Origin of the sequence: Anaerospora sp. (assembly GCF_032013335.1) — a bacterium.
In the GTDB taxonomy this organism is placed as follows: domain Bacteria; phylum Bacillota; class Negativicutes; order Sporomusales; family DSM-15969; genus Anaerospora.
On sequence record NZ_DALZUO010000009.1, the window covers coordinates 23,553 to 50,103 of the forward strand.

General features: G+C 47.3%; 27 protein-coding genes. 4 read left to right on the forward strand and 23 right to left on the reverse strand.

Going from position 1 to position 26,551, the window contains the following annotated elements; translation table 11 throughout:
* Positions 1 to 382 precede the first annotated feature (382 nt).
* The 4 genes from RTR76_RS09355 (at position 383) to RTR76_RS09370 (ending at position 5,005) form a co-directional block, all read left to right on the forward strand.
* Positions 383 to 865 carry a nucleoside deaminase gene (locus RTR76_RS09355; RefSeq protein WP_312519672.1) on the forward strand — a complete coding sequence of 161 codons (483 nt, stop codon included), beginning with the start codon at positions 383 to 385 and terminating at the stop codon, positions 863 to 865.
* A gap of 188 nt (positions 866 to 1,053) precedes the next feature.
* A complete protein-coding gene (locus RTR76_RS09360) occupies positions 1,054 to 2,169 on the forward strand; it encodes a 4Fe-4S binding protein (protein WP_312519675.1) in 1,116 nt (371 codons plus the stop codon).
* On the forward strand, positions 2,162 to 3,754 hold the full coding sequence (locus RTR76_RS09365) for a D-aminoacylase (RefSeq protein ID WP_312519678.1): 1,593 nt from the start codon (positions 2,162 to 2,164) through the stop codon (positions 3,752 to 3,754). Before RTR76_RS09360 ends, RTR76_RS09365 begins: the two co-directional genes overlap by 8 nt.
* 42 nt (positions 3,755 to 3,796) lie before the next feature.
* On the forward strand, positions 3,797 to 5,005 hold the full coding sequence (locus tag RTR76_RS09370; RefSeq protein ID WP_312519681.1) for a YgeY family selenium metabolism-linked hydrolase: 1,209 nt from the start codon (positions 3,797 to 3,799) through the stop codon (positions 5,003 to 5,005).
* Between the two features lie 547 nt (positions 5,006 to 5,552).
* Here RTR76_RS09370 and upp read toward each other — a convergent pair.
* The 23 genes from upp to RTR76_RS09485 form a co-directional block, all read right to left on the reverse strand.
* Positions 5,553 to 6,179, reverse strand: coding sequence for a uracil phosphoribosyltransferase (upp, locus tag RTR76_RS09375; RefSeq protein ID WP_132083167.1), 627 nt, complete (start codon positions 6,177 to 6,179; stop codon positions 5,553 to 5,555).
* Positions 6,180 to 6,471: 292 nt separating this feature from the next.
* Positions 6,472 to 7,710, reverse strand: coding sequence for a serine hydroxymethyltransferase (glyA, locus tag RTR76_RS09380; protein ID WP_312519683.1), 1,239 nt, complete (start codon positions 7,708 to 7,710; stop codon positions 6,472 to 6,474).
* 32 nt (positions 7,711 to 7,742) lie between these two features.
* Entirely contained in the window at positions 7,743 to 8,294 is a 552-nt protein-coding gene (locus RTR76_RS09385) for a TIGR01440 family protein (protein WP_312519686.1), read from the reverse strand.
* Positions 8,295 to 8,325: 31 nt separating this feature from the next.
* A complete protein-coding gene (rpiB, locus tag RTR76_RS09390; RefSeq protein WP_312519689.1) occupies positions 8,326 to 8,760 on the reverse strand; it encodes a ribose 5-phosphate isomerase B in 435 nt (144 codons plus the stop codon).
* 44 nt (positions 8,761 to 8,804) lie between these two features.
* Positions 8,805 to 9,272, reverse strand: coding sequence for a low molecular weight protein arginine phosphatase (locus RTR76_RS09395; RefSeq protein WP_312519692.1), 468 nt, complete (start codon positions 9,270 to 9,272; stop codon positions 8,805 to 8,807).
* A gap of 155 nt (positions 9,273 to 9,427) precedes the next feature.
* Entirely contained in the window at positions 9,428 to 10,027 is a 600-nt protein-coding gene (locus RTR76_RS09400) for a manganese efflux pump MntP family protein (protein ID WP_312519695.1), read from the reverse strand.
* Positions 10,028 to 10,108: 81 nt separating this feature from the next.
* Entirely contained in the window at positions 10,109 to 11,155 is a 1,047-nt protein-coding gene (locus tag RTR76_RS09405; RefSeq protein WP_312519968.1) for an L-threonylcarbamoyladenylate synthase, read from the reverse strand.
* Between the two features lie 26 nt (positions 11,156 to 11,181).
* Positions 11,182 to 12,048, reverse strand: a complete 867-nt coding sequence (prmC, locus tag RTR76_RS09410; RefSeq protein ID WP_312519697.1) for a peptide chain release factor N(5)-glutamine methyltransferase — start codon at positions 12,046 to 12,048, stop codon at positions 11,182 to 11,184.
* Between the two features lie 2 nt (positions 12,049 to 12,050).
* Complete coding sequence (gene prfA, locus RTR76_RS09415; protein ID WP_312519699.1) at positions 12,051 to 13,124, reverse strand: peptide chain release factor 1; 1,074 nt, start codon at positions 13,122 to 13,124, stop codon at positions 12,051 to 12,053.
* 74 nt (positions 13,125 to 13,198) lie between these two features.
* A complete protein-coding gene (locus tag RTR76_RS09420; protein WP_312519970.1) occupies positions 13,199 to 14,014 on the reverse strand; it encodes a DUF1385 domain-containing protein in 816 nt (271 codons plus the stop codon).
* Positions 14,015 to 14,145: 131 nt separating this feature from the next.
* Positions 14,146 to 14,349, reverse strand: coding sequence for a 50S ribosomal protein L31 (rpmE, locus tag RTR76_RS09425; protein WP_132083159.1), 204 nt, complete (start codon positions 14,347 to 14,349; stop codon positions 14,146 to 14,148).
* An 83-nt stretch (positions 14,350 to 14,432) separates the two neighbouring features.
* Positions 14,433 to 15,677: a radical SAM protein gene (locus RTR76_RS09430; protein ID WP_312519702.1), complete on the reverse strand. Its 1,245-nt coding sequence runs from the start codon at positions 15,675 to 15,677 to the stop codon at positions 14,433 to 14,435.
* Positions 15,678 to 15,701: 24 nt separating this feature from the next.
* Complete coding sequence (pth, locus tag RTR76_RS09435; protein WP_312519704.1) at positions 15,702 to 16,259, reverse strand: aminoacyl-tRNA hydrolase; 558 nt, start codon at positions 16,257 to 16,259, stop codon at positions 15,702 to 15,704.
* Positions 16,260 to 17,078: a polysaccharide deacetylase family protein gene (locus tag RTR76_RS09440; protein ID WP_312519708.1), complete on the reverse strand. Its 819-nt coding sequence runs from the start codon at positions 17,076 to 17,078 to the stop codon at positions 16,260 to 16,262.
* On the reverse strand, positions 17,078 to 17,704 hold the full coding sequence (locus RTR76_RS09445) for a GNAT family N-acetyltransferase (protein ID WP_312519711.1): 627 nt from the start codon (positions 17,702 to 17,704) through the stop codon (positions 17,078 to 17,080). Before RTR76_RS09445 ends, RTR76_RS09440 begins: the two co-directional genes overlap by 1 nt.
* 396 nt (positions 17,705 to 18,100) lie before the next feature.
* Positions 18,101 to 19,054: a ribose-phosphate pyrophosphokinase gene (locus RTR76_RS09450; RefSeq protein ID WP_312519714.1), complete on the reverse strand. Its 954-nt coding sequence runs from the start codon at positions 19,052 to 19,054 to the stop codon at positions 18,101 to 18,103.
* 14 nt (positions 19,055 to 19,068) lie between these two features.
* Positions 19,069 to 20,439: a bifunctional UDP-N-acetylglucosamine diphosphorylase/glucosamine-1-phosphate N-acetyltransferase GlmU gene (gene glmU, locus RTR76_RS09455; RefSeq protein ID WP_312519718.1), complete on the reverse strand. Its 1,371-nt coding sequence runs from the start codon at positions 20,437 to 20,439 to the stop codon at positions 19,069 to 19,071.
* 649 nt (positions 20,440 to 21,088) lie between these two features.
* On the reverse strand, positions 21,089 to 22,300 hold the full coding sequence (gene ilvA, locus RTR76_RS09460) for a threonine ammonia-lyase (protein WP_312519721.1): 1,212 nt from the start codon (positions 22,298 to 22,300) through the stop codon (positions 21,089 to 21,091).
* A gap of 363 nt (positions 22,301 to 22,663) precedes the next feature.
* The gene (gene purR / locus RTR76_RS09465; RefSeq protein ID WP_312519724.1) at positions 22,664 to 23,485 is read right to left on the reverse strand and encodes a pur operon repressor; all 822 of its coding nucleotides are present in this window, start codon (positions 23,483 to 23,485) and stop codon (positions 22,664 to 22,666) included.
* Positions 23,486 to 23,682: 197 nt separating this feature from the next.
* Complete coding sequence (locus tag RTR76_RS09470; protein ID WP_312519726.1) at positions 23,683 to 24,441, reverse strand: nucleotidyltransferase family protein; 759 nt, start codon at positions 24,439 to 24,441, stop codon at positions 23,683 to 23,685.
* A 40-nt stretch (positions 24,442 to 24,481) separates the two neighbouring features.
* Complete coding sequence (locus RTR76_RS09475) at positions 24,482 to 25,180, reverse strand: GntR family transcriptional regulator (protein WP_312519728.1); 699 nt, start codon at positions 25,178 to 25,180, stop codon at positions 24,482 to 24,484.
* Positions 25,146 to 26,063 (reverse strand): 4-(cytidine 5'-diphospho)-2-C-methyl-D-erythritol kinase, encoded by a 918-nt coding sequence (gene ispE / locus RTR76_RS09480; RefSeq protein ID WP_312519730.1) that lies wholly within the window; start codon positions 26,061 to 26,063, stop codon positions 25,146 to 25,148. The genes RTR76_RS09475 and ispE overlap by 35 nt, the downstream gene beginning before the upstream one ends.
* A complete protein-coding gene (locus RTR76_RS09485) occupies positions 26,056 to 26,526 on the reverse strand; it encodes a chemotaxis protein CheW (protein WP_312519732.1) in 471 nt (156 codons plus the stop codon). The genes ispE and RTR76_RS09485 overlap by 8 nt, the downstream gene beginning before the upstream one ends.
* Positions 26,527 to 26,551: the final 25 nt, after the last annotated feature.

Sequence of the window (26,551 nt, forward strand, 5' to 3'; positions counted from 1 at the left end):
GATTCTAAGTTCATGTCCATTCTCCTTTAACAGAGCTTATTCGTTTTCATCTTCCGGGAAAAATTAGAAAAGACTTAGCTTGTGCCAAGTTTTAAGACGCAGGCAGAAGCGTATGTCATTCTTATTTCGCAATTTAGAAAGTGTAACTTTCTAAAAAAGATAAAAACGCCCTGCTTCACCAAGTGAATGCAGAGCGCCATTGCTCATTTTATAATTTTGTAATTTCATTGTATTTCATTACAAAACATTTGTCTAGGGGGTAAAGATGTTTTTTGTAACGCTTAGACAAATGTCTGAAAAATAACACGCAGGAATTCGCCACAGCTTGTTAGAATGCTCCTAAAAAGTATGAATTTTGTTATTACCGAAGGGAGATAGAATCATGCCACATCAATCTGCTATTGATTACTTACGACAAGCCATTTCTGTATCAAAAAAATCACGGGAGCATGGCAATACGCCTTTTGGCGCTATCTTGGTTGATTCAGAAGGTACGGTTATATTAGAGCAAGAGAATATCGAAATCACTCAGTCCAACTGCACTGGCCATGCCGAAACCACTTTAATGGAAGCAGCCTCTCAGCGCTATAGCAAATCTTTTCTCTGGAATTGTACACTGTATACGACCGCCGAGCCTTGTGCCATGTGTTCCGGTGCTATTTACTGGGGCAACGTGGGAAAGGTTGTATATGGGATTAGTGAAGAAAGGCTGCTGACTTTAACCGGCGATAATGAGCAAAACCCCACCTTTAATCTTCCCTGCCGGGAAGTATTCCGCAAAGGGCAGAAGCAAATCACAGTCGTTGGCCCTTTCCCTGAGCTGGAAGACGAAATTGTTGCTGTCCATGAAGGGTACTGGAAATAGACTAAACCGGTACTCTGTCATTCGACATAATTTGATAATATCTAGACAATTACCCTCAAATCGGCTATAATTTGACTATTGTTTATTTCACCTTGATGGTGCTATAACGTTTGAGCAAAGGCGCTCTAAAGTGAACGGTTGTTCACTTTAGAGCGTATTTTATTAGCATGAATAGGAGAATTTTTATTATGGCAAATGTAAGCACTACCATTTGTGGCATTCCCTTTTCCAACCCGATTATGCCTGCCGCCGGCCCTACCTCAAAAGACGGAGCTATGTGTCAGGCAGCAGCAGCGGGTGGAGCAGGCGCAATCGTTACGAAAACCATCTCTGTAGAACCGGCTGCTGTACCCAGACCATGTATGGCTGAAGTAAAAGGCGGCTTTTTAAATACTGAGCTGTGGTCGGAACTATCAAAAGAACAATGGCTGGAAACCGAATACAAACTGGCCAAGGATACAGGACTGCCTCTTATTATTGGCTTAGGATATACAGCCGAACAAATTGCCGAACTGGCACCGCTGGTTAAACCCTACGCCGATGCCCTTGAATTATCCACCCATTATATAGGCAAAGACCTTTCTCCCATCATTAATGCACTAACTGCCGCCAAAAAAGCGGTTGATGTGCCGGTCTTTATGAAAATGAGCCCACATCCTAACATTCAGGAAATTGCACTAGCCATGGAAGCAGCCGGTGCCGACGGACTTGTTATGATTAACTCTTTCGGCCCCTGCATGAGTATTGATCTTGACAGCGGATTGCCTTTAATGGGCAGTAAGAGCGGTTACGGCTGGCTGTCCGGTGCTGCAATCAAACCATTAGCCATTCGCTGTATTTATGATGCTGCCAGTGTCGTAAAGATCCCTATTTTAGGCGTTGGCGGCGTAACAAACGGCCGCGATGCAGCCGAGATGTTGATGGCCGGTGCCTCTGCCGTCCAGGTCTGCACAGAGGGTATTTTGCGAGGACCAAATGTATACGGCAAAATTGTTAGTGAGCTTAACCAATTTCTTGATTCGCAGGGTTATGCTTCTATTGAGGATATTAAAGGGCTCACTATTCGCAAGATGAAAGAATGGGAAGCCAATTTTACTCCCGCAGTTCCTGAAGTTGAGCAAAAGAAATGCAAGATGTGCGGTGCCTGCGAAGCAAGCTGCGTATACGGTGCTATCTCCAGAAGCGGTCAATTGCAGATAGATGGCGACAAATGCTTTGGCTGCAGCCTGTGTGTCAGCCGCTGCCGCTTCAATGCTTTACGTATGCCTGCTCTCAGTCAATCCCAGGAGGGTTATCATGGCTAGTTTTCTCATCCGTAATGCCCGTATTGTCGATGGAACGGGCAATCCCTGGTATATTGCCGACGTTGCCGTAAAGGACGATACCATCAGTGAGATTGGCCGAATAAACAGTGATACTGATTATGATGAAATCATCGATGCTGAAGGACTTACTTTAGCACCCGGTTTTTTTGATATGCACTCTCATTCTGATTTGTCCCAGCTAGTCAATCCCGAGGCATCGGCTAAAATCAGACAGGGGATTACAACTGAGCTGATTAGTCAGGATGGCTTAGGTGTAGCACCTATGGTACCGGAACATATCGATGAATACCGCAAGTATCTTTCCGGCCTCCAGGGCGATCCGGCGATTGATTGGACCTGGCGATCCTTTGCCGATTACTTAGCGCGCATAGAAGCAATTGGAACAGCTACTAATGTTGCTTCTCTGCTGAGTCATGGCCCTTTAAGGGTTGTGACTGTCGGTCTGGAGGAGCGGGCCGCCACCGAACAGGAGCTAATCCAAATGGCAGAACTCGCAAGGCAGTCTTTTACCGAAGGTGCCTTCGGCTTATCGACAGGCTTGATTTACCCCCCCTGTGTTTTTGCCTCTGATGATGAGCTTCACATTCTGGGTGAAGCTACAGCCGCAGCTGGCGGACTCTTTGTTGTCCATGTCCGTAATGAACGGGGATTAATCAAGGAGTCGATTCAGGAAATTTTTGATATTGGTTATAAGACTGGCGTAAAGCCACATATTTCCCATCTTAAAGTCATTGGTAAAGAAAACTGGGGTACAGCAGCCGAGGTCCTTGCCCTATTCGATGAAGCCAGAAACAATGGTTTGGATGTAGGCTTTGATCAATATCCCTACCCGGCAGGCAGCACAATGCTCAGTATCCTTGTACCTGCTCACGCCCATGCCGGAGGCCCCGAAAGCTTTCTGGAACGTTTAAAAGACAAAGAAATGCGCACCCTCCTTGCCAAAGAAATGGTGACCGGTCTGCCAGGCTGGGAAAACATTAACACTGCAGCTGGCTGGGACCGTATTCTAATTACCGGTGTCAATGACGGTCCTAATAAGAAATGGGAAGGGAAAACTATCTTTGATATTGCCTGCCACAAGGATATTTCACCACAAGAAGTCATTTTTGATTTGCTGTTGGAAGAGGAACTACAAGTCTCTATGGTGAATTTCAGTCTTCATGAAGATGATGTTGTTACCATTCTTCAGCATCCCCTGGGTATGCTGGGTACAGACGGATTGCTAGGTGGAAAACCGCATCCCCGTGCTTACGGATCAACCGCAAGAATTCTGCAGAAATATGTGCGGGAAGATGGAGCAATCAGCCTTGAACAGGCTGTCGCCCGCATGACATCAAGACCTGCTGCTCAATTAGGCATTTATGACCGGGGTATCATCCGCCCGGGAATGAAAGCGGATCTTGTTTTATTTAATGCAGAAACCGTCAGAGATGTAGCAACTTATACCGACTCCTGCCAGCACCCCACCGGATTTTCCTATGTATGGGTTAATGGCACAGCCGCTGTGGCTAACGGCCTGGAAACCGGTGCTTTATCTGGTCAGGTACTCCGCAAAGGTCAGTAACAGATTAGTCCATAATATGAGTAAAGAGAGGGACTACAACGAATGAGTACAAACCGTCTTAAGGCACCTGTAACATCGATTGATGAACAAGCTCTTGTCCTCCTTTGTCAACAGCTGATTCAAACCCCTAGTTATACGGGGCAGGAAAAAGGTGTTGCAAGTCTGCTAAAAGATACCATGCTTGGTTTAGGTTTTGACCGGGTATGGATTGACGCTGTTGGCAATGTAATCGGCGAAATTAAGGGAGCGCTGCCTGGCCCCCGTATTTTGTTCGATGGACATATTGATACCGTAGAAGTAAGTGATGAGGATAAATGGTCCGTAGCCCCCTTTGCCGGTGAACTGCGGGACGGTCACCTTTACGGGCGGGGTGCCACAGACATGAAGTGCGCTATCGGCGCTATGGTCCAGGGTCTTGCACCCTTAATTGCCGCAAAAAACACCTTGGCAGGCTCTATATTTATTTCCGGCACCGTTTGCGAAGAAACATTTGAAGGAATTGCTTTAGGCAAGGTTATCGAGGCAGTACAGCCTGATTGTGTTGTCATCGGCGAAGCTTCCGGCCTAAGCTTAAAAAGAGGGCAGCGCGGAAGAGCTGAAATAGCGGTAACAACGCTTGGAAAAGCAGCTCACTCTTCTAATCCAGCTGTAGGAAAGAACGCCGTTTACATGATGATGCAGCTGATAGAAAAAATCCGCAATCTGCCAGTCTCCCATGACAGCTTCTTAGGCGACGGTATTCTTGAATTAACTGATATTATTTCTACTCCTTACCCTGGTGCTTCGGTCGTACCTCACCGCTGCCGCATTACCTTTGACCGCCGTACGCTGGTAGGTGAAGCAGAAGATACTGTGCTTGCTCCTATCCGTCAGGCGATTGCTGAGTTAACAGCCGGGGACCCCTCCTTCGCAGCTGAGGCGGAAATTGTATCAGCCAGTCAGGAATGCTATACCGGCGCAGTCCTCAGCGGCAGCCGCTTCTTCCCTGCCTGGGTACTGGAAGAAACGCACCCGTTAGTCGACGGTTCATTAGCGGCATTGCGTCAAACCGGACTTGATCCGGCTCTTACCAAATACAGTTTCTGCACAAATGGCAGCACCTCCGCCGGTGTACATCATATCCCCACCATCGGCTTCGGCCCCGGCCGCGAAGACGGTGCCCATGTAGTAGATGAAAACATCGAAGTTGAGCAGCTAATCGGAGCAGCAATAGGCTACCAAGCCATCGCCGCCAAATTCCTGCTAAAGTAACCATAAAACACGGGGCTGTCGCACGCACTAACGTTTGCGACAGCCCCGTTGTCCTTTAGCTTTTCTGAAAGACAATACCACCGTCCCCCATTCTTCGACTCACAAGAACCGTCCCCTTGAGTCAACAGGCCATCGCAGCCAAATTCTTACCTCAAGTAAACGAAAAAAAGCCTGTCGCCATAAAAGCGACAGGCTTTTTGCTATTCCTATTGTGCACCCTATAAGGGAGCTTATCACACCCAACAAACACCAGTGGCCCCGTCACCCCTGCCCACAAGCTAAGAAGCTAAAGATGAGATTGCCACGTCGCTATGCTCCTAGCAATGACAATTGGGCTGAACCTATTGTGCACCCCGAAGGGGGAGCTTATCACACTCCAACGCCAGAGGTCCGGTCCCTCGTCTTCCCTTGCCGACAAGCTTAGGCCGTCGAGAATGCTCCAGCTGCTAGGCGCGGCCGAGGAAGCGAGCGAAGACAGACAGCGGGGTACGGCAAGCGAGCTCCGCAGGCCGCAGCAACGCAGATGGGGCCTTATCGGCGGCCGTCCTTACTTCGTTCCGAAGATACGGTCGCCCGCATCCCCCAACCCCGGCACAATATAGCCATGGTCGTTCAAACGCTCATCAACGGAAGCGGTATAAACCTCGACATCCGGATGCTGTTCATTAACAAGATGAATGCCCTCCGGTGCGGCTACGAGGCACATAAGTTTTATATTTTTGGCGCCTTTTTGTTTGAGCAGCGAAATTGCTGCTACAGAAGATCCGCCAGTAGCAAGCATTGGATCGATAACAACAAAATCCCGTTCTGCCACGTCAGTCGGAAGCTTGCAATAGTATTCAACCGGTTTTAAGGTCTGGGGATCACGGTAAACGCCTACATGACCAACTTTAGCGGCAGGAATAAGACGCAGAAAACCGCTCACCATTCCCAGCCCGGCCCGCAAAATTGGCACAATACCAATTTTTTTACCTGACAACGTTTTGCAGGTGCATTTCGTTACAGGAGTTTCGATTTCAATTTCTTCTAACGGCAGGTCACGAGTTAACTCATAGCCCATCAGCATTGCTACTTCTTCAAGCAGTTCGCGGAATTCTTTCGGACCAGTGTTTTTATCCCGAATCAAAGTCAATTTATGTTGGATCAGAGGATGATTAATTACTTTTACTTGCATGCTATTCCACTCCCATATTTTATTAAATAAGTACCCTAGTGTCTTGACCAAGTTAAATCTTAGCTTAGCCAGCGTATCTTTTTTCGCACTGTTGCGTTGTCGTCGCCTTACATATTCCCGATTTGCGCGGACTCCTCCGCCTTGCATTGCAATAAATTCTACACTGTCTAATTCTAATTCACAACTTTGCCAAGACACTAGTACCTCGTCAGATCTAATCCAGTGAATACTGACGGTCTGTTTGCAGGAAATAGCCTCGCCATTATCCTACCGTTTTAGACCTGACAAGGTACTAGTCCGCGTATAGAGGAAACCGCTGACTTAATTCTTCAACAAGCGAAACTGCTCTGGCTTTAGCCTCAGCATCATGCGGATTCTTAAGAACGAGCGATATAATTTCACCAATGATAAGCATTTCCGCTTCTTTCATACCACGAGAGGTAACAGCCGGAGTACCGATGCGAACACCGCTTGTAACAAAAGGGCTGGCAGTATCAAAAGGAATGGTGTTCTTATTAACAGTAACGCCAACTTCGTCTAAGATCTTCTCAGCTTCTTTACCTGTCAAGTGTTGTCCCCGCACATCAATCAGCAGAAGATGATTATCCGTACCGCCTGACACGAGCGTAAATTCTTCACCTAATAATTTACCGGCAAGCGTTTTGGCATTCTTGATAATCTGCTCTTGGTAAAGCTTGAATTCTTCACTCATAGCTTCTTTAAGCGCTACTGCCTTAGCCGCAATAATATGCATCAGCGGGCCTCCCTGAATTCCAGGAAAAATCGCCTTATCAATTGCTTTAGCATATTCATCCTTGCACAAAATAAGACCGCCTCTGGGTCCGCGCAGCGTTTTATGAGTAGTAGTAGTAACGACGTCAGCATAAGGAACCGGGCTGGGATGAAGTCCAGCAGCAACCAAACCAGCAATATGGGCCATATCTACCATAAATAGTGCCCCTGCTTCATGAGCAATGGCCGCCATTTTTTCAAAGTCTATGATCCGTGGATAAGCACTGGCGCCGGCAACAAGCATCTTAGGCCGCTTGTCCAGTGCAATTGCCCGTACTTCATCATAGTCAATCCGCTGGTTTTTTTCATCTACGCCGTAAGCAATAATATTGAAATATTTACCTGAAATATTTACAGGGCTGCCATGAGTCAAATGACCACCATGGGACAAATTCATGCCCATAATAGTATCACCAGGCTGAAGCAAGGCGAAATAAACAGCAGTGTTTGCCTGTGCACCTGAGTGAGGCTGAACATTTGCATGATCGGTACCGAAGATCGTCTTCGCTCTTTCAATTGCCAGGCGTTCCACTATATCAACATACTCGCAGCCGCCATAATAGCGGTTTCCAGGATATCCTTCGGCATATTTATTAGTTAATACCGACCCCTGAGCTTCCATAACAGCTTTACTGACAAAATTCTCTGAGGCAATCAATTCAAGCTTATTTTGCTGGCGACCTTTTTCTAAGGCAATGGCCTGTGCCACTTCCGGATCAAATGCGGCTATTATGCTCACTTTTTTCTCTCCTTCCTTATGTAAGACCTACATCATTCGTATACTGCACGATTACCGCCGATTAATTTCGGACGGGTACGGGCGGCAGTCAAACAAGCTTGACCAATATAATTCTGTGTCAAGCGCACAGGGACAGCAACTTTTTTCAAATGCATTCCTATCAACGTATTACCTATATCCAGTCCGGCATGAGCTGCAATTTCCTCAACAACCACAGCATCAGTAAACTGCTGCATAGCTCTGGCAGCCAATGCCCCTCCGGCCTTTGGAACAGGAATAACGGTCACCGGCTCTAAACGGTACTCAATGCTTGTTTGGCGCTCAACTACCAATGCACGATTTAAATGCTCGCAGCATTGTATGGCAAGCCGAAGTTGATGAGCGGCACATACCTCTGTTAAAACATCAAATAACACCTCAGCCACTGCTTCCGAGCCACCGGAACCAATTTTTGCGCCCTTCACTTCGCTGGTACTGCAGCCTACAACCAAAAGCTGGCCTGGCTGTAAAGCAGCAGCAGTAATTAATTCCGATACTGCCGCCCGTGTCTGGCTGCTAATTTGGATTAAATCAAGGGTATCCATACCATCACCTACTTAGGCAATCTAGATTGCCTTATTCCATTTCACTGATAAGCTTGACCCGGTTGGCATGCCTTCCACCGGCAAATTCACTGGAGAGCCACTTTTGCACAATAGCCAGCGCCAGGCCAGGACCAATTACCCGTTCACCTAGGGTCAAGATATTGGCATCATTATGCTCGCGCGACATTTGAGCAGAAAAAACATCATGGCATAAAGCTGCCCGGATTCCCTTTACCTTATTGGCTGCAATACTCACGCCAATACCTGTCCCACATATAATAATTCCCCGCTCGTATTCCCCGGCGGCCACAGCAGTGGCTACACCTTGCGAAATACAAGGATAGTCTACGGAATCAGTAGAGTAGGTGCCAAAATCATGATAAGCTATGCCTTGTTCTGTAAAAAAAGCAATGATCTCTTCCTTAAGGCGAAAGCCGCCATGATCACTTCCGATAGCAATTGCCACAAAGAACCCTCCCTTTGCATATTCGACATTGGTTTCGACTTTTATCAGCTATCTCCTGCTAATAGGAGGATTTTTTCCCACGCTGTATCAATCAATTTTTCAAGCTGTTCAGCACATTGACGATAAACTTCCGTATCTCCACCAAAAGGGTCGTCCACATCTCCCGCATATCCGGCAAACTCAGCTAATGTATAAACTCTTCCTGCCGATGCAGGCACCAGCTTAAGAATAGCTCGTTTATGCGAACCGGTCATCGTCAAAACAAGGTCTGCCATCTCAATATAATCAGGCAGTAACTGGCGGGAGCAATGAGCTGAGATATCAATATTTCTCGTGGACATCGCCATCATCGCACCATATGAGGCAGGAAATGCCCCATCGCCGGCTAGCCCTGCCGACAATATTTTAATTTGATCAGCTTTACCGGCCTTTTTCACTTTTGCGGTAAGCAAGGCTTCGGCCATCGGACTGCGGCATGTATTACCCGTGCAGACTACAAGGATGTGCAGCATTTTATCAACCTCTCTTTAGTATGTCCTAATTATTTTAACAAAAATATGTACTGTTAAGCAGAAATAAGCTCAGTCAGTACCAATAAGCACGTCAGCGAACTTAACTATACGATAGGTTCGCCCTCTTTAATAATAAAGCCCGAACTCTAAAATCCTTAAAATAGCGCTGTCCAGAGCAAATGGGCACCTAGCCCCATCAACACAAAACCGCCTATCAGTTCTGCCCGTGAGCCAAAACAATGGCTGACGCGCCGTCCGACAATTAATCCGGCAATTGCAATAACAAAAATAACAGAGCCCAGAATAAAACTTAGCTTCAGTAAGTCTACATCCAGCATCCCCAGGCTAAAACCGGCTGCTAAAGCATCTATGCTCACGCTGGCTGCCAGCATAACGAAGGTAAATCCTTTTAATGGGTGCCCGCACGCACCATCTGCTTCATTACAGGTTAAGTTTTCCTTTATCATATGCACACCGAGTCCGGCTAAAACCAACGCTCCTAAGGCACTCGCCCAGTCTTGTACTGCAGCTACCTGCCAGTCAATATGATAAGTGCCAACATGTTCCACCATATGTCCCAGCCAATGTCCGGCATGATAGCCTGCGAGAATCATAATAATGTGAAACAAGGCAAAAACAATTGCTGAGCGCAGAATCACCCGCAGCCTGACGGGATTCATGCCAATCGGCACCGCCACTGAGAATAAATCGGTTCCTAAGGCTGCACTAAGCACGAATAGCTCAAGGGTACTCAATATCCGCCACCTCCGTTTCGATAATGTATATGAAAAAGAGAGGGGTGGTAGTATGAAATTATTAATAATCGAAAGAGAAACTTAAACCTGCAGAATTTTATATCCGGCTGCTTTGCGCAACCGATTCATTACCGCTAAGCCTAAGCCACTTTCACTGATCCCTTCTGCATAAATAACATCAACCGGATTGTGGTCAAAAGAAAGCAATACATTATATAAATGATTAGCAATTTCACCTGCATTACGACGATGCCCATATACGGCAAATTGAATTTCAGTAGGCAAAAGCGCAGCGGTCTCTGCGGAAACCACCGCACCAACCCGCTTGCCCTCCAAGACAGCCTGTCGTACTTTTTCGATCAAGGCGGCAGCAACATTAACCTCTTCGCCCTCCAACAGGACCATTGGAGCTGATGGGGCATAATGTCTGTATTTCATGCCTGGGGCTTTCGGAATTAAATCATCCCGGCTAAGGGCAGGATCAATTTCGACTTCTCCGAGCGTATCCATCAACATTTCCAGCGTTATCCCGCCAGGTCGAAGCAGCGTGGGAACAGGTGTTGTACAGTCGATAATCGTCGATTCCACACCAACATCGCACGGGCCTCCGTCAACGATTGCCTCAATTCGGCCTGATAAATCCGCTGCCACAGCCTCGGCGGTGGTAGGACTTGGCCGACCGGAAAGATTAGCACTGGGAGCAGCAATCGGCAATCCTGTCAAGCGGATTAGTTCGCGGGCAATAACGGAATCAGGCAGGCGAACAGCAACTGTATCCAAGCCGCCTGTCACCTGGTCCGGTACAATCGGCTTTCTTTCCAGTACCAGGGTAAGCGGACCTGGCCAGTATCGTTCCATCAATGCCCTTGCATTGGCTGGTATTGTCCTTACCAACTGCAAAACTTCGCTTGCCTCAGCAATATGTAAAATAAGCGGATTATCGGACGGTCGTCCTTTAGCCCGGAAAATACCCGCTACCGCTTGAGGCTCCAGACCATTAGCGCCAAGCCCATAAACGGTTTCCGTAGGAAACGCTACTAAACCGCCGCTGACCAGAATGCGGGCAGCCTGCGTCAATATTTCCTTATCCGGCTTGTGCCTGTCTACTTGAAAATACTGTGTTTCTATCGACATAGTGCCTCCTGAAATAAGCTTCAAGGCGCCCTGAGTACTAGTACACGCTCAATGCCGCCATAGTCTTTGATGATGGCTTCAACTGTAAATACGCCGCCGTCCCTGGCGAGCGCAGCCACAGCTTCCGCCTGCTCTATCCCTACCTCGAATGCTACAAAACCGCCTGAATTAACATACCCTGGGGCCTCACTTATCATGCGGCGATAAAAATTCAGACCATCTTGACCTCCCGCAAGTGCTCCATAAGGTTCACGATGAACCTCCGGCGCGAGCCCTGCGATATCCTTATCCGGGATATAAGGAGGATTGGAAACAATCGCATCAAAGCGTTGGCCGGATAATGGCCGAAAAACATCTCCTGCCAGCAGTTGCAGCCGATCACTTACCTGGTGAGTAACCGCATTTTGCCCGGTTACAGCCAGTGCCGGAGACGACACATCGATCCCCACCCCGCTGGCTTGCGGCAAATGAGCTAACAAGCTGATGATAATCGCGCCACTGCCTGTACCTATATCCAAAATATTGGGTTCATCCTTTTCCCTCAGCCGCTCCAGCACCGCTTCTACAAGGACTTCCGTATCAGGACGAGGGATGAGTACGTCAGGCGTAACAGCAAAGCTTAGACCCATAAATTCCTTGTAGCCGATAATATAAGCTACCGGAGTACGCTGTGCCCTGAGTTTGACCAGCTTCCGGTATTCCGTCAGCTCCTGCTCATCAAGGGGTCGGTCAAAATGGACGTACAAATAAAGCCGGTCTTTCCCCAGTATATGGGAAAGCAGCACTTCCGCGTCAAGGCGGGGACTTTCCACGCCTTTTTCACAGAAATACTGCCCCGTCCATTTTAAAATACTGCCAACTGTCCACTGTTCTTTTTTTTCACTCATGATTATTCAGACTCAGCTTCTTTCAGACGCTCACTTTGCGCGGCAGTAATAAGACCATTAATCAGTTCATCAAGATCGCCATTTAAAACGAAATCCAGTTTGTGCAGCGTAAGACCGATGCGATGGTCGGTAACCCGCCCTTGGGGAAAGTTATAAGTTCGAATACGTTCGCTTCGATCGCCTGTTCCAACCTGACTTTTTCGATTCTGTGCCGTTTCTGCATGCTGCTTTTGCTCTGCAGCTTCCAGTAGTTTGGCTCGTAGTACACGCATCGCCTTATCACGATTTTTGAGCTGTGATTTTTCATCCTGGCATTGTACTACAATACCGCTGGGCAGATGGGTAATACGCACTGCCGATTCGGTTTTGTTAACATGCTGACCGCCGGCGCCGCTTGCACAATAGGTATCAATTCTTAGGTCATTATTGTTGACTTCAATATCGACATCCTCGGCTTCCGGCAAAACAGCTACGGTTACAGTAGAAGTATGAATACGCCCGCTCGCTTCAGTTGCAGGAACGCGCTGCACACGATGAACGCCGCTTTCAAATTTCAGTTTCGAATAGGCGCCATCACCTTGAATGGAAAAAACAACTTCTTTAAAGCCGCCCAAATCAGGAGCATTTGCATCAAGCAATTCTGTTCTCCAGCCTTGATTTTCGGCATACCGGGTATACATGCGAAACAAGTCACCGGCAAATAATGCCGCCTCATCTCCGCCTGCTCCGCCGCGAATTTCCACAATGACATTCTTGTCATCATTCGGGTCTTTCGGCAATAGAAGAATATGCAGATCCGCTTCCAGCTGTACTGCTTTTGTTTTTAACTCATTGAGTTCAAGCTGCACCATATCATGGAAATCATCATCAAGCTTGTCTTTTAACATTTCCAGCGCATCCTCAATGCCCTGGCGTACTTCCTTATATTCTCGATAGGCAGCGACAATACCAGTTAGTTTAGAGTGAGCCCGCGTAAGTTTTTGCCATTCATTCTGATTGGCAATAATATCGGGATCACTAATTAATTGTTCAAGTTCTAAATACTTGTCTTCTAAAGCTTGCAGTTTGTCAAGCACGTACAGTCACCTCATGCGGGCAGCCGGGAACCCTCACAGCGTCTACGCAAAGCGGGATTCCCGTCAGCCAATGCTTATATATTTTCAGGTTTAACAGCTTCCAATGCCATAATGGCAACTTCAATCTGATCATCACTAGGTTCACGAGTAGTCATTTTCTGCAGCCACAAGCCTGGTGTAATAGCACAGGCTACCCAGCGCAGCTCACTCCGTCCGGCAAAGCGGATAATTTCATAGGAAACACCGGCAATTAACGGCAATAAGACAATACGGGATACAATTCTCAGCCACAGGTCAGGCCATCCTAAAAAAGCAAAGACAACTATGCTGACTAACATAACTATTAACATAAAGTTAGTACCGCACCGGGGATGAAGTGTGGACATAGCTCGTATATTTTCCACAGTCAAAGGCAGGCCGGCTTCATAGGCATGAATTGTTTTATGTTCGGCACCATGATATTGAAAAACACGTTGAATATCCTTCATCATGGAAATAGCAGCAATATATGCTAGGAATATGACTAACCGCAAAATACCTTCAAGCGTATTTAAAATACGGGCATCGTCGGTCGTACTGTGCAAAAACTTAGCTGCATAGGTAGGAATAATCACAAACAAGCCAATAGCCATAACCAGTGAAAACAGCATGGTCATTGCAATTTCCTTATTTGACAACTCTTCCCCTTCTTCACCAGCCGCCTGGGCCGAAAAAGATAAGGCTTTCATTCCGTAAATTAGAGACTCGGCAAGTGCAATGACACCGCGTATCATCGGTTTTTTCAATATCGGGTAGGTATCAGAGATAGACTTTAGCTCTTCTTTTTTTACTGTAATATTCCCTGAGGGTTCGCGGACGGCGGTGGCGATATAGCCGGGTCCACGCATCATGACGCCTTCAATAACGGCTTGGCCGCCAACAAATACTTTCTTTTTTGGCTCCACGGCTTCTCTCCCCCTTATATCAACATAATCTGAAGCTGTATACAAATACAGCAGAGCATCTCTGCTCTGCTGCCCAATTAGCCTTCTTGGCCGTAGCGCTTATTGAATTGTTCAATCCGGCCGCGGGCTTTAGCAGCACGTTGTTGACCAGTAAAGAACGGATGACATTTGGAGCAAACATCAATGCGCAGTTCTTTTTTAACAGAACCCGTCATGAAGCTATTACCACAGCCGCAGGTTACTTTGGCTTCACCGTAATTAGGATGAATCTTTTCTTTCATGTATCTTGCACCTCACTTTTTGCCACTTAACTTTTGCCAGGTAATTATACCATATAGGGACAGGCTTTTGCAACAGCAACGCATTATTTTCCTTCCCTATTTTGATATACAGTAAAACTGCCAAGGTCTACCTTGGGAAATGTTTTTGCCAGATGCTCAAGGAAAGGGCGCACTCCCAGTGGAGCCTCCCGGGCAGCAGGCATAACGGACAATAACCAGTCAGGATCCAAATTTAAATTACGGAGCTGAATCATATCAATACCTGTGCTGTCAATAAACTCGGTCCACGCGGCAATTTCTTCGGGGCGGTCGTTGAGTCCGGGAAATAGCAGCATATTCAGCGATACATATACACCATTCTCCTTAGCGTAGAGAATAGAGCTGCGCACATCATCCAGGCTGTAACCGGTACGGTAATAAGCCTGATAGGTTTCAGGGATGGCACTGATAATACTCACGCGCATGCTGTTCAGCCCGGCATCAACAATTTGCCTGATTCCCTCAGTATAACCAGCATTCGTATTTATATTGATAATTCCCTTGTTAGTCACAGCTCTGATTTGTTTTATTCCAGACGCAATGGCCGGAGCTGCCAGTGAAGGCTCTCCTTCACAGCCTTGCCCGAAGCTGATAATCGGTTCAGGAGCATGATCCAAATGGTATATTCCAAGCTCTGCAATTTCTTCCGCCGTTGGCGTAAAAACAATACGGCTCTGCGGAGAAGGACAGCATTCTGCCGGCTGAAGAGATATACAGCCCAGACAGTTGGCATTACAAGCAGGCGAGGTTGGAATGCCGCACTCCCATCGACGATAAAACAGATTCTGAGCCGTACAGCAATGCCAGGTAAGCGAACAGTTCGCCAAATGCTCAACAAGACGGTTTGAACCTAAATCACGTTTTACCTGATCAATTTTTTTGGCTAAGGCCGGTGTATTATACTTATTAGGATGCCATTTTGCATTATCACTAGTCGGTACAGCAGCCACCACGATCTGGTCTTTATAAAGTGCAGCAGCGGTGTAGCCAAAAAGCGGCAGCAGCGGTGCGTCCATATGTTTCTCGAAAGCGGGAAGATGAGTACGGGTATAGCCTACAGGCAGCATAGCGGCCACCGCCAACAGTGAAGAGGCCAACGGCTCGGTCTTTCCTTTTTTCTCCATAAGTGCGGTCCTGCCCGGCAAATACATTAGTTCGGCCCCTTCAGGCAGCGGTATCATATCCTCGGGATTCAAATTTACAATAGTTTCGCCTATTTTACCTACGGCCCGGTATCCCGGAGCATCATATATTTCGCCTTGTAAGTCGGCATATAGAGCTGTTAACATTTATTCACATCCTTAGGAACAGCCTTACTTGTTAAATAGATTCATTGTTTTAGTAAGGCCCACTTTTATAATACTCTCTACTGCATCAGCTGCTTTGGCAATCGCTTGCTCCACCAGCGGTTCTTCCTCCGTAGTAAAGCGGCTAAGCACATAATCGGCAACTTCCCAGCCCTCGGGCGGGCGGCCGATACCTAAGCGTACGCGGGCAAACGTATCTTTACTTAAATGAGTGAGCAAGGATTCGATCCCGCGATGTCCGCCTGATCCACCTTTCATCCGAAGCCGCAAGCGGCCCACCGGTAAATCAAGATCGTCAAAAATAACAACGATATCTTCGCTATCAACTTTATACCACCGCGCCAATTCACCAACTGAAGTACCGCTTAAATTCATATAGGTCTGTGGCTTGACAAGCAATACCTGCTCAGCGCCACGAAATTCAGCTACCTGAGCATTACTTTTATTCTTCCAGTTCTGACAATTCCAGCGCCGCGCCAGTTCATCCACAACCAGAAATCCGGCATTATGCCTAGTAGCACTATATTCTCTGCCCGGATTCCCCAGGCCGACAATAATCTTCATTTAATCCTCCTGTTTATTGACGATGTCATTCACAGTAACAAACTTATATCCCTTAGCAGCCAATGCAATAATAATATTCCGGGTTGCCTCCACCGTCTGAGCCCTTGAAGCTTTTGATGCAATGCCATCCCCGTCATGCAACAAAATAATGGAGCCGTTTTGTACTTTACTAACCACACGGTTCACAATCGTATCCACTCCGGGATTTGTCCAATCGCGGGCCATAACCGACCATTCGACCACTTCCAGCTTCTTCTCAGCCATGACCTCCATGACTAAGGGATCGCGAAATCCATGAGGCGGACGGATAACCGTCATTTTAATGCCGGTTAAATCCTCTACAATGCGATTGGTGCGATCTATTTCCTCTTCGCTTTTTTTCCGTCCTACCGTCAACAAATCAACATGCTGATAGGTATGATTGCCTAATTGATGACCGTCAGCAGCTATTTGCTGCACAAGCTCCGGATGGTTTTCGGCGTTTTGTCCAATGACAAAAAAAGTTGCCGGCACTTGGTATTCCCGTAAAATATCCAGAATCTGATTCGTATAAGGTGGATAAGGTCCATCATCAAAAGTAAGAGCCACTATTTTTTGGTCTGTTTTTATGCCCGTAAAAACCTTGCCATAGAAATGATTGTCCGGCAGCAGGGCATTGTAAGTCAAAATAGAGCCAAGCACAATGCCAATAATCGCGCCCCAAAAACCGATCCGCATAGGACGCCGCAAAATATGCAGATAATCAAGTACTAAGCCCGTAATGACCAAAGCAGTAAGCAAACCTAACATAGTAATAAGCCGCAGGCTAAGATCTCCCATTAGCGTTGCTCCATTTCTCTATACATGATAAGCCAGTCTCCTTGTGAATCAGTCGTTTTACCTTCATGATAAAATCCGCACTTTTCATAGACCCGAACAGCCGCCAGGTTATCAGGACGCACTTCCAAACGCACCCGTTTTACCTGGCTGGACTGAAAATAGCTAAGAGCTTCAGCCAATAAAGCCTGTGCCACTCCCTGGCCGCGTGCGTCAGGGTGAACGGCAATCGATAAAATACGGGCATCCGCCGCTTTAGCAGGTGTCAGGCTGGATCGTAAAAAAGCCACTTTGTTGAGCATGATAACAGTAACCGGGTGAAAGCCGAACCCATATTGCCCGCTAAGCCAGCGCCAGGTCCATTTAAACACATGACCGCCGGTAATTGCCAGCCGCCACAACGTTGAAAGCTTTGTCGGTGCAAAACAGTATCCGATTATCGTGCCTTTCTCATCTTTCGCTACCAGCGCTGCCGCGGGTTCGGCCCGGAACACAAGTGTAAAAACATCTTCCATCGCTTGAGGCTTGGGCAGCTTGCCACAATGATGAATAACGCTGTCATAAAAACACACCGTAAACAATGCGGCAATTGCTTTAATATTAGCTTCAACTGTACGGGTAACATGCATCAGACTACCCTCCATAAAAGAGCATATCCATGAGTATAGTATACACTAGCATATGCAAAAAAGCTGCTGCTAAGCCCTACCGGACTAAGCAGCAGCCGCAAAGGGCATAAAATAAGAAGCAAAAGAGGAGATTGCCACGTCGCTGCACTCCTCGCAATGACAGTCGAGCCTGTCGAAGTGTAACCCGTGCACCCCGGCAGGGGAGCCTATCACACCAGACGCCAGAGGTTTCGTTCTCCGTCCCCGTCTCCCCCTGCCGCCAAGCTCAGGCCGTCGAGAAGGCTCCAGCTGCTAGGCGGAGCGAGGACGTGAGCGAAGACAGTACAGCGGCGGTACGGCAAGCGAACGCCCGCAGCGACAACAACGCAGATGGGGCCTTATCGGCGGCCGTCTCTCTTAATCGTCGAAGAGTTTGCTTACGGAGACATCCGTATAAATCCTGATAATAGCCTCACCAAACAGCGGAGCTACAGAAAGCAGCTTAATTTTTGGAGTACGCTTTTCAGGCGGTACAGGAATGGTATTCGTTATAATAAGTTCAGTAATATTGGATTTTTCAATGCGCTCAATAGCGGGATTGCTGAGCACGGCATGCGTACAGCAGGCAAATACTTGCTTAGCGCCAAAACGTTCAAGAGCCTTGGCACCTTCTACCAGTGAACCGGCAGTATCAACAATATCATCTATTAAAATAGCGGTTTTGCCTTCCACGCTGCCAATCAAATTCATAACTTCCGCCACACCAGGCTGCGGACGGCGCTTCTCAATAATAGCAATTGGTGCTTCCAGTCTGTCGGCTAATTGTCTAGCCCGGGTTACCCCGCCTAAGTCTGGTGAAACAACAATAATATCTTCTATTTTCTTCGAAACAATATATTCAGCCAAGATAGGAACTCCAAAAAGATGATCTACGGGAACATCGAAAAAGCCCTGAATCTGTCCGGCATGAAGGTCCATCGTTACCACGCGGGTTACACCGGCTGTACTTAATAAGTCTGCTACCAGTTTTGCCGAGATTGGTTCACGGCCACGCGTCTTGCGATCCTGGCGGGCATAACCGTAATAAGGAATAACTGCAGTTATATGACGGGCAGAAGCGCGTTTAAGAGCATCTACCATAATAAGCAATTCCATAATGTTATCATTTACAGGATTACTGGTCGGTTGGATAACAAAAACATCTTTACCGCGAACACTTTCGTCAATCATGACCTGAGCTTCGCCATTATTAAAACGGCCAACAAAGGCATTACCTACTTTAAGCCCCAAATAAGCTGCTATTTCTTCGGCGAGCGCCGGATGAGCGTTGCCGGTAAATATTCTTAATTTCTTACCATCTTCAAATGTCATTATATTATGCCTCCCTATTCCTTCTTTTGTCGTTTGACCCAGCCTTCAAGATTGGACTGGCGGGCCCGGGCGACGCCCAGTGATTCGGGCGGCACATGCTTGGTGATCGTTGAACCGGCAGCAACATAGGCACCCTTGCCTACCGTTACCGGTGCTACTAAATTGGTGTTACAGCCTATAAAGGCATTATCCTCAATGGTTGTACGGAATTTTTTCTTACCGTCATAATTCACTGTGATCGTACCAGAGCCGATGTTGACTCCTGCCCCCATATCGGTATCACCAATATAGCTTAAATGAGGAATTTTACTTTTTTCGCCGACGATGGTGTTTTTAACTTCAACAAAGTTGCCAACCTTTACGCCTTTAGACAGTACTGTTTTGGGGCGCAAGTGGACATAGGGTCCCACCGTGACGTCATCACCGACCGTACATTCATGAGCATAAGTAAAGTGGAGGTATACATTGTCGCCAATGGTTGTATCGGTAATCCGTGTATTGGGACCGACAGAACAATTGCGTCCAATAGTGGTCGCCCCTTCTAACCAGGTAAATGGATAAATCACAGTATCTGCACCAATTACAACATCGCTGTCTACAAAAGTACTGGCGGTATCCATAATTGTAACGCCGTTATCCATTAGCTCGACTAGTTTACGGTGCCGCAGAATTTTTTCTGCTTCCGCCAATTGTACCCGCGAATTAATCCCCAATGTTTGAAGATGATCAGCAGCGGCAGTAGCCCATACCCGGGCACCTTCATTAACCAAGAGACCAATTACGTCGGTCAAATAATACTCACCCTGCGCATTGGTACAAGTAATACCTGACAGTGCAGCAAACAGCGCCTGACTTTCAAAGCAATAAATACCGGTATTCACTTCAGCTACCAGTAATTCTTCAGCCGATGCATCTTTTTGCTCTACGATTTTCACGACTTGCCCCTGAGCGTCGCGAATAACCCTCCCATATCCGGCAGGATCAGGCATATGTGCCGTAAGCACAGTGGCTACCGCCTGCTTTTCTCGATGAGCATCAATCAACTTGCCCAGCATAGGGCCTTCCAGTAATGGCGTGTCACCACACAACACCAATACTGTACCGTTGTAACCGGCCAAAAGTTCTTTAGCCTGCATTACGGCATGTCCGGTACCAAGCTGTTCAGTCTGAACGACAAAATCGGCCTGACTGCCTACTTCATCACGAACACTATCAGCACCAAACCCTATTACCACAATATTTCTTGTTGCTCCGGCAAATTTAGCTGCATCCAGCACATGCTGCACCATAGGTTTTCCACCAACACGGTGAAGCACCTTGGGCAACGCCGATTTCATGCGAGTGCCTTTACCTGCCGCCAAAACAAGCGAAACGACATCTGCCATGACTGTACCTCCTGTCTAACAAAGCTTGTATACACAAAACAATTTGTTTCGACATAATCTATTGTTTTCCTTTGTTTTTTTAAAAATAATCAGGTACAAATTTTTCCATCCTGTCGAAAGAGCCAGAAATACACCATATCTCAAGTAAAAATGCACAACATTTCCCAGACGTATTTCGCTGTGCACCCCGAAAGGGGAGCCATTCATAACTAACGTAGTAAGCCAGGAAGCTAAAGATGAGATTGCCACGTCGCTGCACTCCTCGCAATGACAGAGGGGGCTGAAGAGTCTTGCTCTTGCCTACTATGTCCTGCGTGCACCCCGCAGGGGAGCCATTCATAACTAACGCAGTAAGCAAGAAGCTAAAGATGAGATTGCCACGTCGCTGCACTCCTCGCAATGACAGAGGGGGCTGAAGAGTCTTGCTCTTGCCTACTATGTCCTGCGTGCACCCCGCAGGGGAGCCATGCACCACTAATGGCAGTAAGCCCGTTTCCCTCGTCTCCCCTGCCACAAAGCTTAGGCCGTCGAGAAGGCTCCAGCTGCTAGGCGCCGGGGGATTCGCGACCGGAGGCGTACATGGGCGTACGGTGAGGATCGCGGATTCACCGGCAACAACGCAGATGGTGCCTTATCGGCGGCCGTCCCTCTATATCATTTCGACGTGGTATCCGTCCCGCCTCAACCCCATTATAATTTCATCCGTATGCATTGCATCCCGTGTTTCCAGGCTGATTTCCACTACCGACTGCCCCAAGGGTACGTTGCGTTCTATACGATCATGATAAATATTTATAACATTAGCATTGAGCTTGGCAATCACCGCTAGTAGACGCTGCAGCGAGCCGGGGCGGTCTAAAACATGAGTGCTGATTTTAATTCTCCGGCCCGCTTTAACAAGCCCACGTTCAATAATTCGTGATATAAAATTAACATCAATATTACCGCCGGAAATAACACTTACCACTTTACCTCTGACAGGTACAAGGCTTTGCAGTACAGCAGCCAGGCTCACTGCCCCAGCCCCTTCAACCATCAGCTTTGCTCGCTCCAGCAGCATGAGGATCGTACTGGCTGTAACCTCGTCGTCTACAACGACAATATCATCAACATATTTATCAATAATGGGAAACGTCAAATCTCCCGGCACTTTTACCGCAATTCCATCTGCCATCGTTACCGCATCAGGAGTTGTTTTAACAGCATGGGCTTGTTTAGACATATACATAGCCGGTGCGCCTGCAGCCTGGACTCCATATACTTTGACATGAGGAGCAGCCTCTTTAATGGCTGCTGCAAGGCCTGCAATCAGCCCGCCGCCGCCAATCGGCACCACAACTGCCGCCACATCGGGAAGATCCTCCAGTATTTCCAGACCAATGGTTCCTTGACCGGCAATTACATCATAATCATTAAATGCATGAATGAAGGTCTGCTTCGACTCTTTTTGAATCTCAACCGCCCTTTGATAGGCTTCATCATAGACGTTGCCCGCCAGGGCAACTTCCGCCCCATAGCCGCGAGTAGCCATTATCTTGGCCAGTGGTGCTGCCTCAGGCATAACAATAGTGGCTTTAATACCGGCAGCAGTTGCCGCATAAGCCACTCCCTGAGCATGATTCCCCGCTGATGCAGCTATCACACCCTTCGCCCGCTCCTCATCTGTCAACAACCGGATTTTATTATATGCCCCGCGAATTTTGAAGGACCCTGTCTTCTGAAGATTCTCCAGTTTGAGATATACTTCTTTACCAGTCATCGCACTAAAGGTATGACTGCGGTCTAACGGGGTATTATGTACAATTTTACTAAGTGCTTCCCGCGCATCTTTAACGTCTGCCAGCGTAACAGTAGTTTTCACTAAAATGCCCTCCAAAGCGTCTATATGATTATCCTAAAGCGATCAATCCTAGTATACAGAAAAGAAGCAAGCTCCATTCCCTTGCTTCCTACCAAGAGGCTAAAAATGAGATTGCCACGTCGCTGCTCTCCTCGCAATGACAGAGGTGCCAAGCACCATACTCCCGCCTAACTGTGCACCCCCGCAGGGGAGCTATTCACGCCAAATGGCCTCAAGCCCTCTCCCCGTCTTCCGTCCTCCTGCCGCAAAGCCTAGGCCTTCGAGAAGGCTCCAGTTGCTAGGCGGAGCGAGGACGTGAGCGCAGACAGTACAGCGGCGGTACGGCAAGCGAACGCCCGCAGCGACAACAACGCAAATGGGGCCTTATCGGAGGCCGTCAAGTACAGGTCGGATTGTGACTTTCTTAGTATGCTCATCCACCTCATCTAAGATTAGCAATGTCGTATAATCCTCTACCAGTTTCGGCTGCGGCTCGGCTGTGGCTACGAGTACGCCTGTTCCGACCACGATACCGCCTACTTCATTTGCAAGATCAATCATGCCGCGGGCAGTGCCGCCTGCTTTCATAAAATCGTCAATTACAAGCACCTTCGAGCCGGGATGAATTGCTCTTTTCGGCAGAGACATTGTTTGAATGCGTTTCGATGACCCTGTGACATAATTGATGCTCACTGCCGACCCCTCCGTTACCTTGCTTCCCCGGCGAACAATAACGAGAGGCTTATTAAATGCCCTGGCCACCATCATTGCCAGTGGTATGCCTTTTGTTTCAACTGTCATAATATAATCCGGTTCAGCCTGGGCAAAGCGGGTCATAAAGATTTCCCCTAGCTGAACTACCTGATGCCAATCAAATAAGATATCCGACATATATAAAAAGCCGCCCGCAATAATCCGGTCAGGTGTGGCCAGGCGAGTCGAAATTTCTTTCAATATACCATTTGCCTGCAGTCCTTCCCGGAAAGGAATAAAACGCACTCCACCTGCTGCTCCGGCTACCGTTTCCAGCGCTCCCAGACCAAACTGCTTTAACGCATTCTTCACTGATAAAAGATCTTCACTTAGTGTTGATTTGGCAATACCAAATAAATCGCTGAAATGCCCTAAAGGGAATAAATGGTACGGCCTGTCCACCAACAATTTAGTAAGCGCTACCACCCGCTCAACACGACGAATTTTTTCCATATTAATCCTCCCGCACAAATGGGAATCCCGAACATTTTCCCTCAAAAAAACATTTTTATTCAGATTCTCTGTAAATAAGGCAAATCCTGCTTAAATAAACGCTAATCTATGAAAAAATGAGATCACCACACGCAATATTCTACAACGAAATTCGCGTAGAACAAGCGGCAATCTCATTTCCTTACTAATCAATGCACTCACATCTTTGCCGAAAATGCGGATTGTACCAGCTGGTAATCACTAGGTTTATCCACATCGATACCTAATTCAGCATAAGGCGATTGAATAACCGCTCCTTGGATATTGAGCAGTTGCGCTACCCGGTTTTCAACCTGTGGCAGACTCAACATTCCTACTACAAAACGCAGTACAAATGACCAGCCTAATATATGGCATAATTTTAACGGATTTTTCCGGTTGCTTACTATACGCTCGGCTACAACCATACATTGAGGGACAATCGCCGGATTAACTAAGAACAGATTACCGCCCGTAAACGTACCTTCTCTGAACCTTACATATGTGCGCTTAGTGCCGGGATAAGCGCGCTCATTTATTTCTTCCGTAACAATTGGATAATATAAGTCCGCTTCCTTTTGACTGCATTGCGCCAGAAAATGATTGACCGATTCCGGTGTCAATAAGGGTATATCTGCAGTAGCTACCAACGTCTTATTGTGGTGTCCTAGTGCTGCAACACCCAAACTAATTGTCTCCATAATAGTACGGCCGCCTTCAAGAATAACCGTGTTTTGGGGAAAGTGACAAGAGCGTAGTGCCTGGGCAGGTCCCACTACCAAGATACGGTTAACCTGGCCACTTTTGGCTAGTGCATCAGCTACAAAAGTTACCATGGGTTTACCGGCAATTTCAATAAGAGCCTCGTAAGGCTGAACAGATAATGTGCTAAGATGTTTGGTAGTTTCCCCGCCTGCCAAAATTATGGCATCATACATGCTGTAATCTCCCCCGAACTGTAGGTTACCCTTGCATTTATTATTCTTTGCCAGCCGTATAACCTCTCCGCTCATTCATATCGAGCAGCAACGTTTGTTCTGCATTTTCCATATGCTCTCTGGCAAGTTGCATAGCAACATCAACATTGCGCTGAGCAATTGCTTCTACCTGGCGCCGGTGCTCTTCCCAAGTATCCTTAAGCCGCCCCGGATAGGCAATGGAGATCGTCCGGAACCGCGTAAACTGTTCCCTCAGATTATTAATGATGCCGACCAAACGATCATTTCGACTGGCTTTATATAATATGTCATGAAACTGACTGTCAGCATCAACAATTTTTTCCATATCGCCATTGTCAATATACTCACCGATATGCACCAACAGTCGCTCTAATAGTTCTAATTCTTCATCAGTAATCCGCTCTGCTGCCAGCCCTGCTGCCAGAACGTCAAGTGCCGTACGAATTTCAAATACTTCATTAATGTCTTTTAACGATAGATCGGCTACATATGTACCCCGTCGCGGCACCATAACCACAAAGCCTTCCAGTTCTAACTTACGAATAGCTTCGCGCACCGGTGTACGGCTAACCCCCAGTTCCTCAGCGAGTTGTATTTCCATCAGGCGTTCACCTGGCTGCAGAACTCCTGCAGCAATGGCATCCCTCAATGTTTCACTCACCACTTCACGCAAGGGTTTATAACTATCTAGTTTTATCGGCAATAAGCGCCTCTCCATTTTCTTCCCCCACCTTAGTCACTGTTTCTGCTACGAATACTTGCGCTTTAACCTCATTTCTCAGCATAGTCGCTATTTGTTCAGCTTGTTTCCGACTAGAAACAAGACCAAAAACAGTAGGACCGCTGCCAGACATCAGAGATGCCGCGCCGTAGCCAGTCATCAGTCTTTTTATTTGTGCCACTGCCGGATAGGCCGGTATGGTAACGCTCTCTAATACATTGCATAGCCTGGAGGCTATGCCATCATAATCACCTTGCCCCAGACAGGTAATCATCGCCGGTATATCAGGATGCTGCTTAACCAATTCCGTCCGGTAGTTACGATAGACCCATGCCGTAGATACACCAACAAACGGTTTGGCCAATACAACAAAAGCCTTAGGCATAACAGGCAGAGCCTCCAACAGCTCCCCCCGGCCATAGGCGCGCATGGTCCCGCCGCTAATGCAAAAAGGTACATCAGATCCTAGTTTAGCTCCCAGTTCCATGAGTTGTTCTGTTGATAAACTAAGCTGCCAAAGTTGATTAAGCCCCTTTAAAACTGCTGCCGCATTGCTACTGCCGCCAGCCAATCCTGCTGCGATCGGAATGCGTTTTTTCAAATGAATAGCAACACCGTTGTCAATATGCAAAGTATCGCGCAGCAGCGCTGCCGCGCGATATGCCAGATTATCACTGTTACAGGGCAAACGGACATCGCTTGCTGTTACTTTGATTTCCCCGGGGATTTCTGTCAGTGTCACCGTATCCGATAAACTAACAGTCTGCATAATCATTTCCACTTGATGGTAGCCGTCAGAACGCTTGCCAAGCACATCAAGGGCTAAATTGATTTTAGCGTGAGCTTCCACTGTTAACGTGGCAGCTTTCCCTTTATCCATTCACTTGCATCAGGGCAATTTCTTCCTGAGTGGTAAGGACGTTATCGATTTCAAGTAAAATAAGCAGACGGCCATCGATTTTTCCCACACCATAAATATACTGTGCATCAAGAATAAAGGTCGGCGGCGGTGGCTCAACACTAGCTGCAGGCAGCCTAACAACTTCAGTGACTGCATCAACAATGATCCCTACAGTCTGACCACTGACTTCAACGATAATAATACGGGTATCATCGTTGTGTTCAGATATGGCAAGCGAAAAGCGTTTGCGCAAATCAATTACAGGGATAATCCTGCCCCGTAAGTTAATAATTCCTTCCATAAAAGAAGGCGTTTGGGGGAGCTTGGTGATAGGAACTAGACGATTAATTTCCTGGACTTTGGTTATCGGCAGACCATATTCTTCTTTAGCTAGTCGAAAGACAACCAGTTGAAGTTCTTGAGTGGATTGAACAGCTTCCATATTGCACCTCCACAAATAAACATTG

What these genes read in the sequence shown, in the direction of transcription:
- RTR76_RS09355 (WP_312519672.1), top strand. Translation starts at nt 383, where the DNA reads ATGCCACATCAATCTGCTATTGATTACTTACGACAAGCCATTTCTGTA.
- RTR76_RS09360 (WP_312519675.1), top strand. Translation starts at nt 1,054, where the DNA reads ATGGCAAATGTAAGCACTACCATTTGTGGCATTCCCTTTTCCAACCCG.
- RTR76_RS09365 (WP_312519678.1), top strand. Translation starts at nt 2,162, where the DNA reads ATGGCTAGTTTTCTCATCCGTAATGCCCGTATTGTCGATGGAACGGGC.
- RTR76_RS09370 (WP_312519681.1), top strand. Translation starts at nt 3,797, where the DNA reads ATGAGTACAAACCGTCTTAAGGCACCTGTAACATCGATTGATGAACAA.
- upp (WP_132083167.1), bottom strand. Translation starts at nt 6,179, where the DNA reads ATGCAAGTAAAAGTAATTAATCATCCTCTGATCCAACATAAATTGACT.
- RTR76_RS09385 (WP_312519686.1), bottom strand. Translation starts at nt 8,294, where the DNA reads ATGGATACCCTTGATTTAATCCAAATTAGCAGCCAGACACGGGCGGCA.
- RTR76_RS09395 (WP_312519692.1), bottom strand. Translation starts at nt 9,272, where the DNA reads ATGCTGCACATCCTTGTAGTCTGCACGGGTAATACATGCCGCAGTCCG.
- prmC (WP_312519697.1), bottom strand. Translation starts at nt 12,048, where the DNA reads ATGAGTGAAAAAAAAGAACAGTGGACAGTTGGCAGTATTTTAAAATGG.
- RTR76_RS09420 (WP_312519970.1), bottom strand. Translation starts at nt 14,014, where the DNA reads ATGATGCGTGGACCCGGCTATATCGCCACCGCCGTCCGCGAACCCTCA.
- rpmE (WP_132083159.1), bottom strand. Translation starts at nt 14,349, where the DNA reads ATGAAAGAAAAGATTCATCCTAATTACGGTGAAGCCAAAGTAACCTGC.
- RTR76_RS09430 (WP_312519702.1), bottom strand. Translation starts at nt 15,677, where the DNA reads ATGTTAACAGCTCTATATGCCGACTTACAAGGCGAAATATATGATGCT.
- pth (WP_312519704.1), bottom strand. Translation starts at nt 16,259, where the DNA reads ATGAAGATTATTGTCGGCCTGGGGAATCCGGGCAGAGAATATAGTGCT.
- RTR76_RS09440 (WP_312519708.1), bottom strand. Translation starts at nt 17,078, where the DNA reads ATGGGAGATCTTAGCCTGCGGCTTATTACTATGTTAGGTTTGCTTACT.
- RTR76_RS09445 (WP_312519711.1), bottom strand. Translation starts at nt 17,704, where the DNA reads ATGCATGTTACCCGTACAGTTGAAGCTAATATTAAAGCAATTGCCGCA.
- RTR76_RS09450 (WP_312519714.1), bottom strand. Translation starts at nt 19,054, where the DNA reads ATGACATTTGAAGATGGTAAGAAATTAAGAATATTTACCGGCAACGCT.
- glmU (WP_312519718.1), bottom strand. Translation starts at nt 20,439, where the DNA reads ATGGCAGATGTCGTTTCGCTTGTTTTGGCGGCAGGTAAAGGCACTCGC.
- purR (WP_312519724.1), bottom strand. Translation starts at nt 23,485, where the DNA reads ATGGAAAAAATTCGTCGTGTTGAGCGGGTGGTAGCGCTTACTAAATTG.
- RTR76_RS09470 (WP_312519726.1), bottom strand. Translation starts at nt 24,441, where the DNA reads ATGTATGATGCCATAATTTTGGCAGGCGGGGAAACTACCAAACATCTT.
- RTR76_RS09475 (WP_312519728.1), bottom strand. Translation starts at nt 25,180, where the DNA reads ATGGAGAGGCGCTTATTGCCGATAAAACTAGATAGTTATAAACCCTTG.
- ispE (WP_312519730.1), bottom strand. Translation starts at nt 26,063, where the DNA reads ATGGATAAAGGGAAAGCTGCCACGTTAACAGTGGAAGCTCACGCTAAA.
- RTR76_RS09485 (WP_312519732.1), bottom strand. Translation starts at nt 26,526, where the DNA reads ATGGAAGCTGTTCAATCCACTCAAGAACTTCAACTGGTTGTCTTTCGA.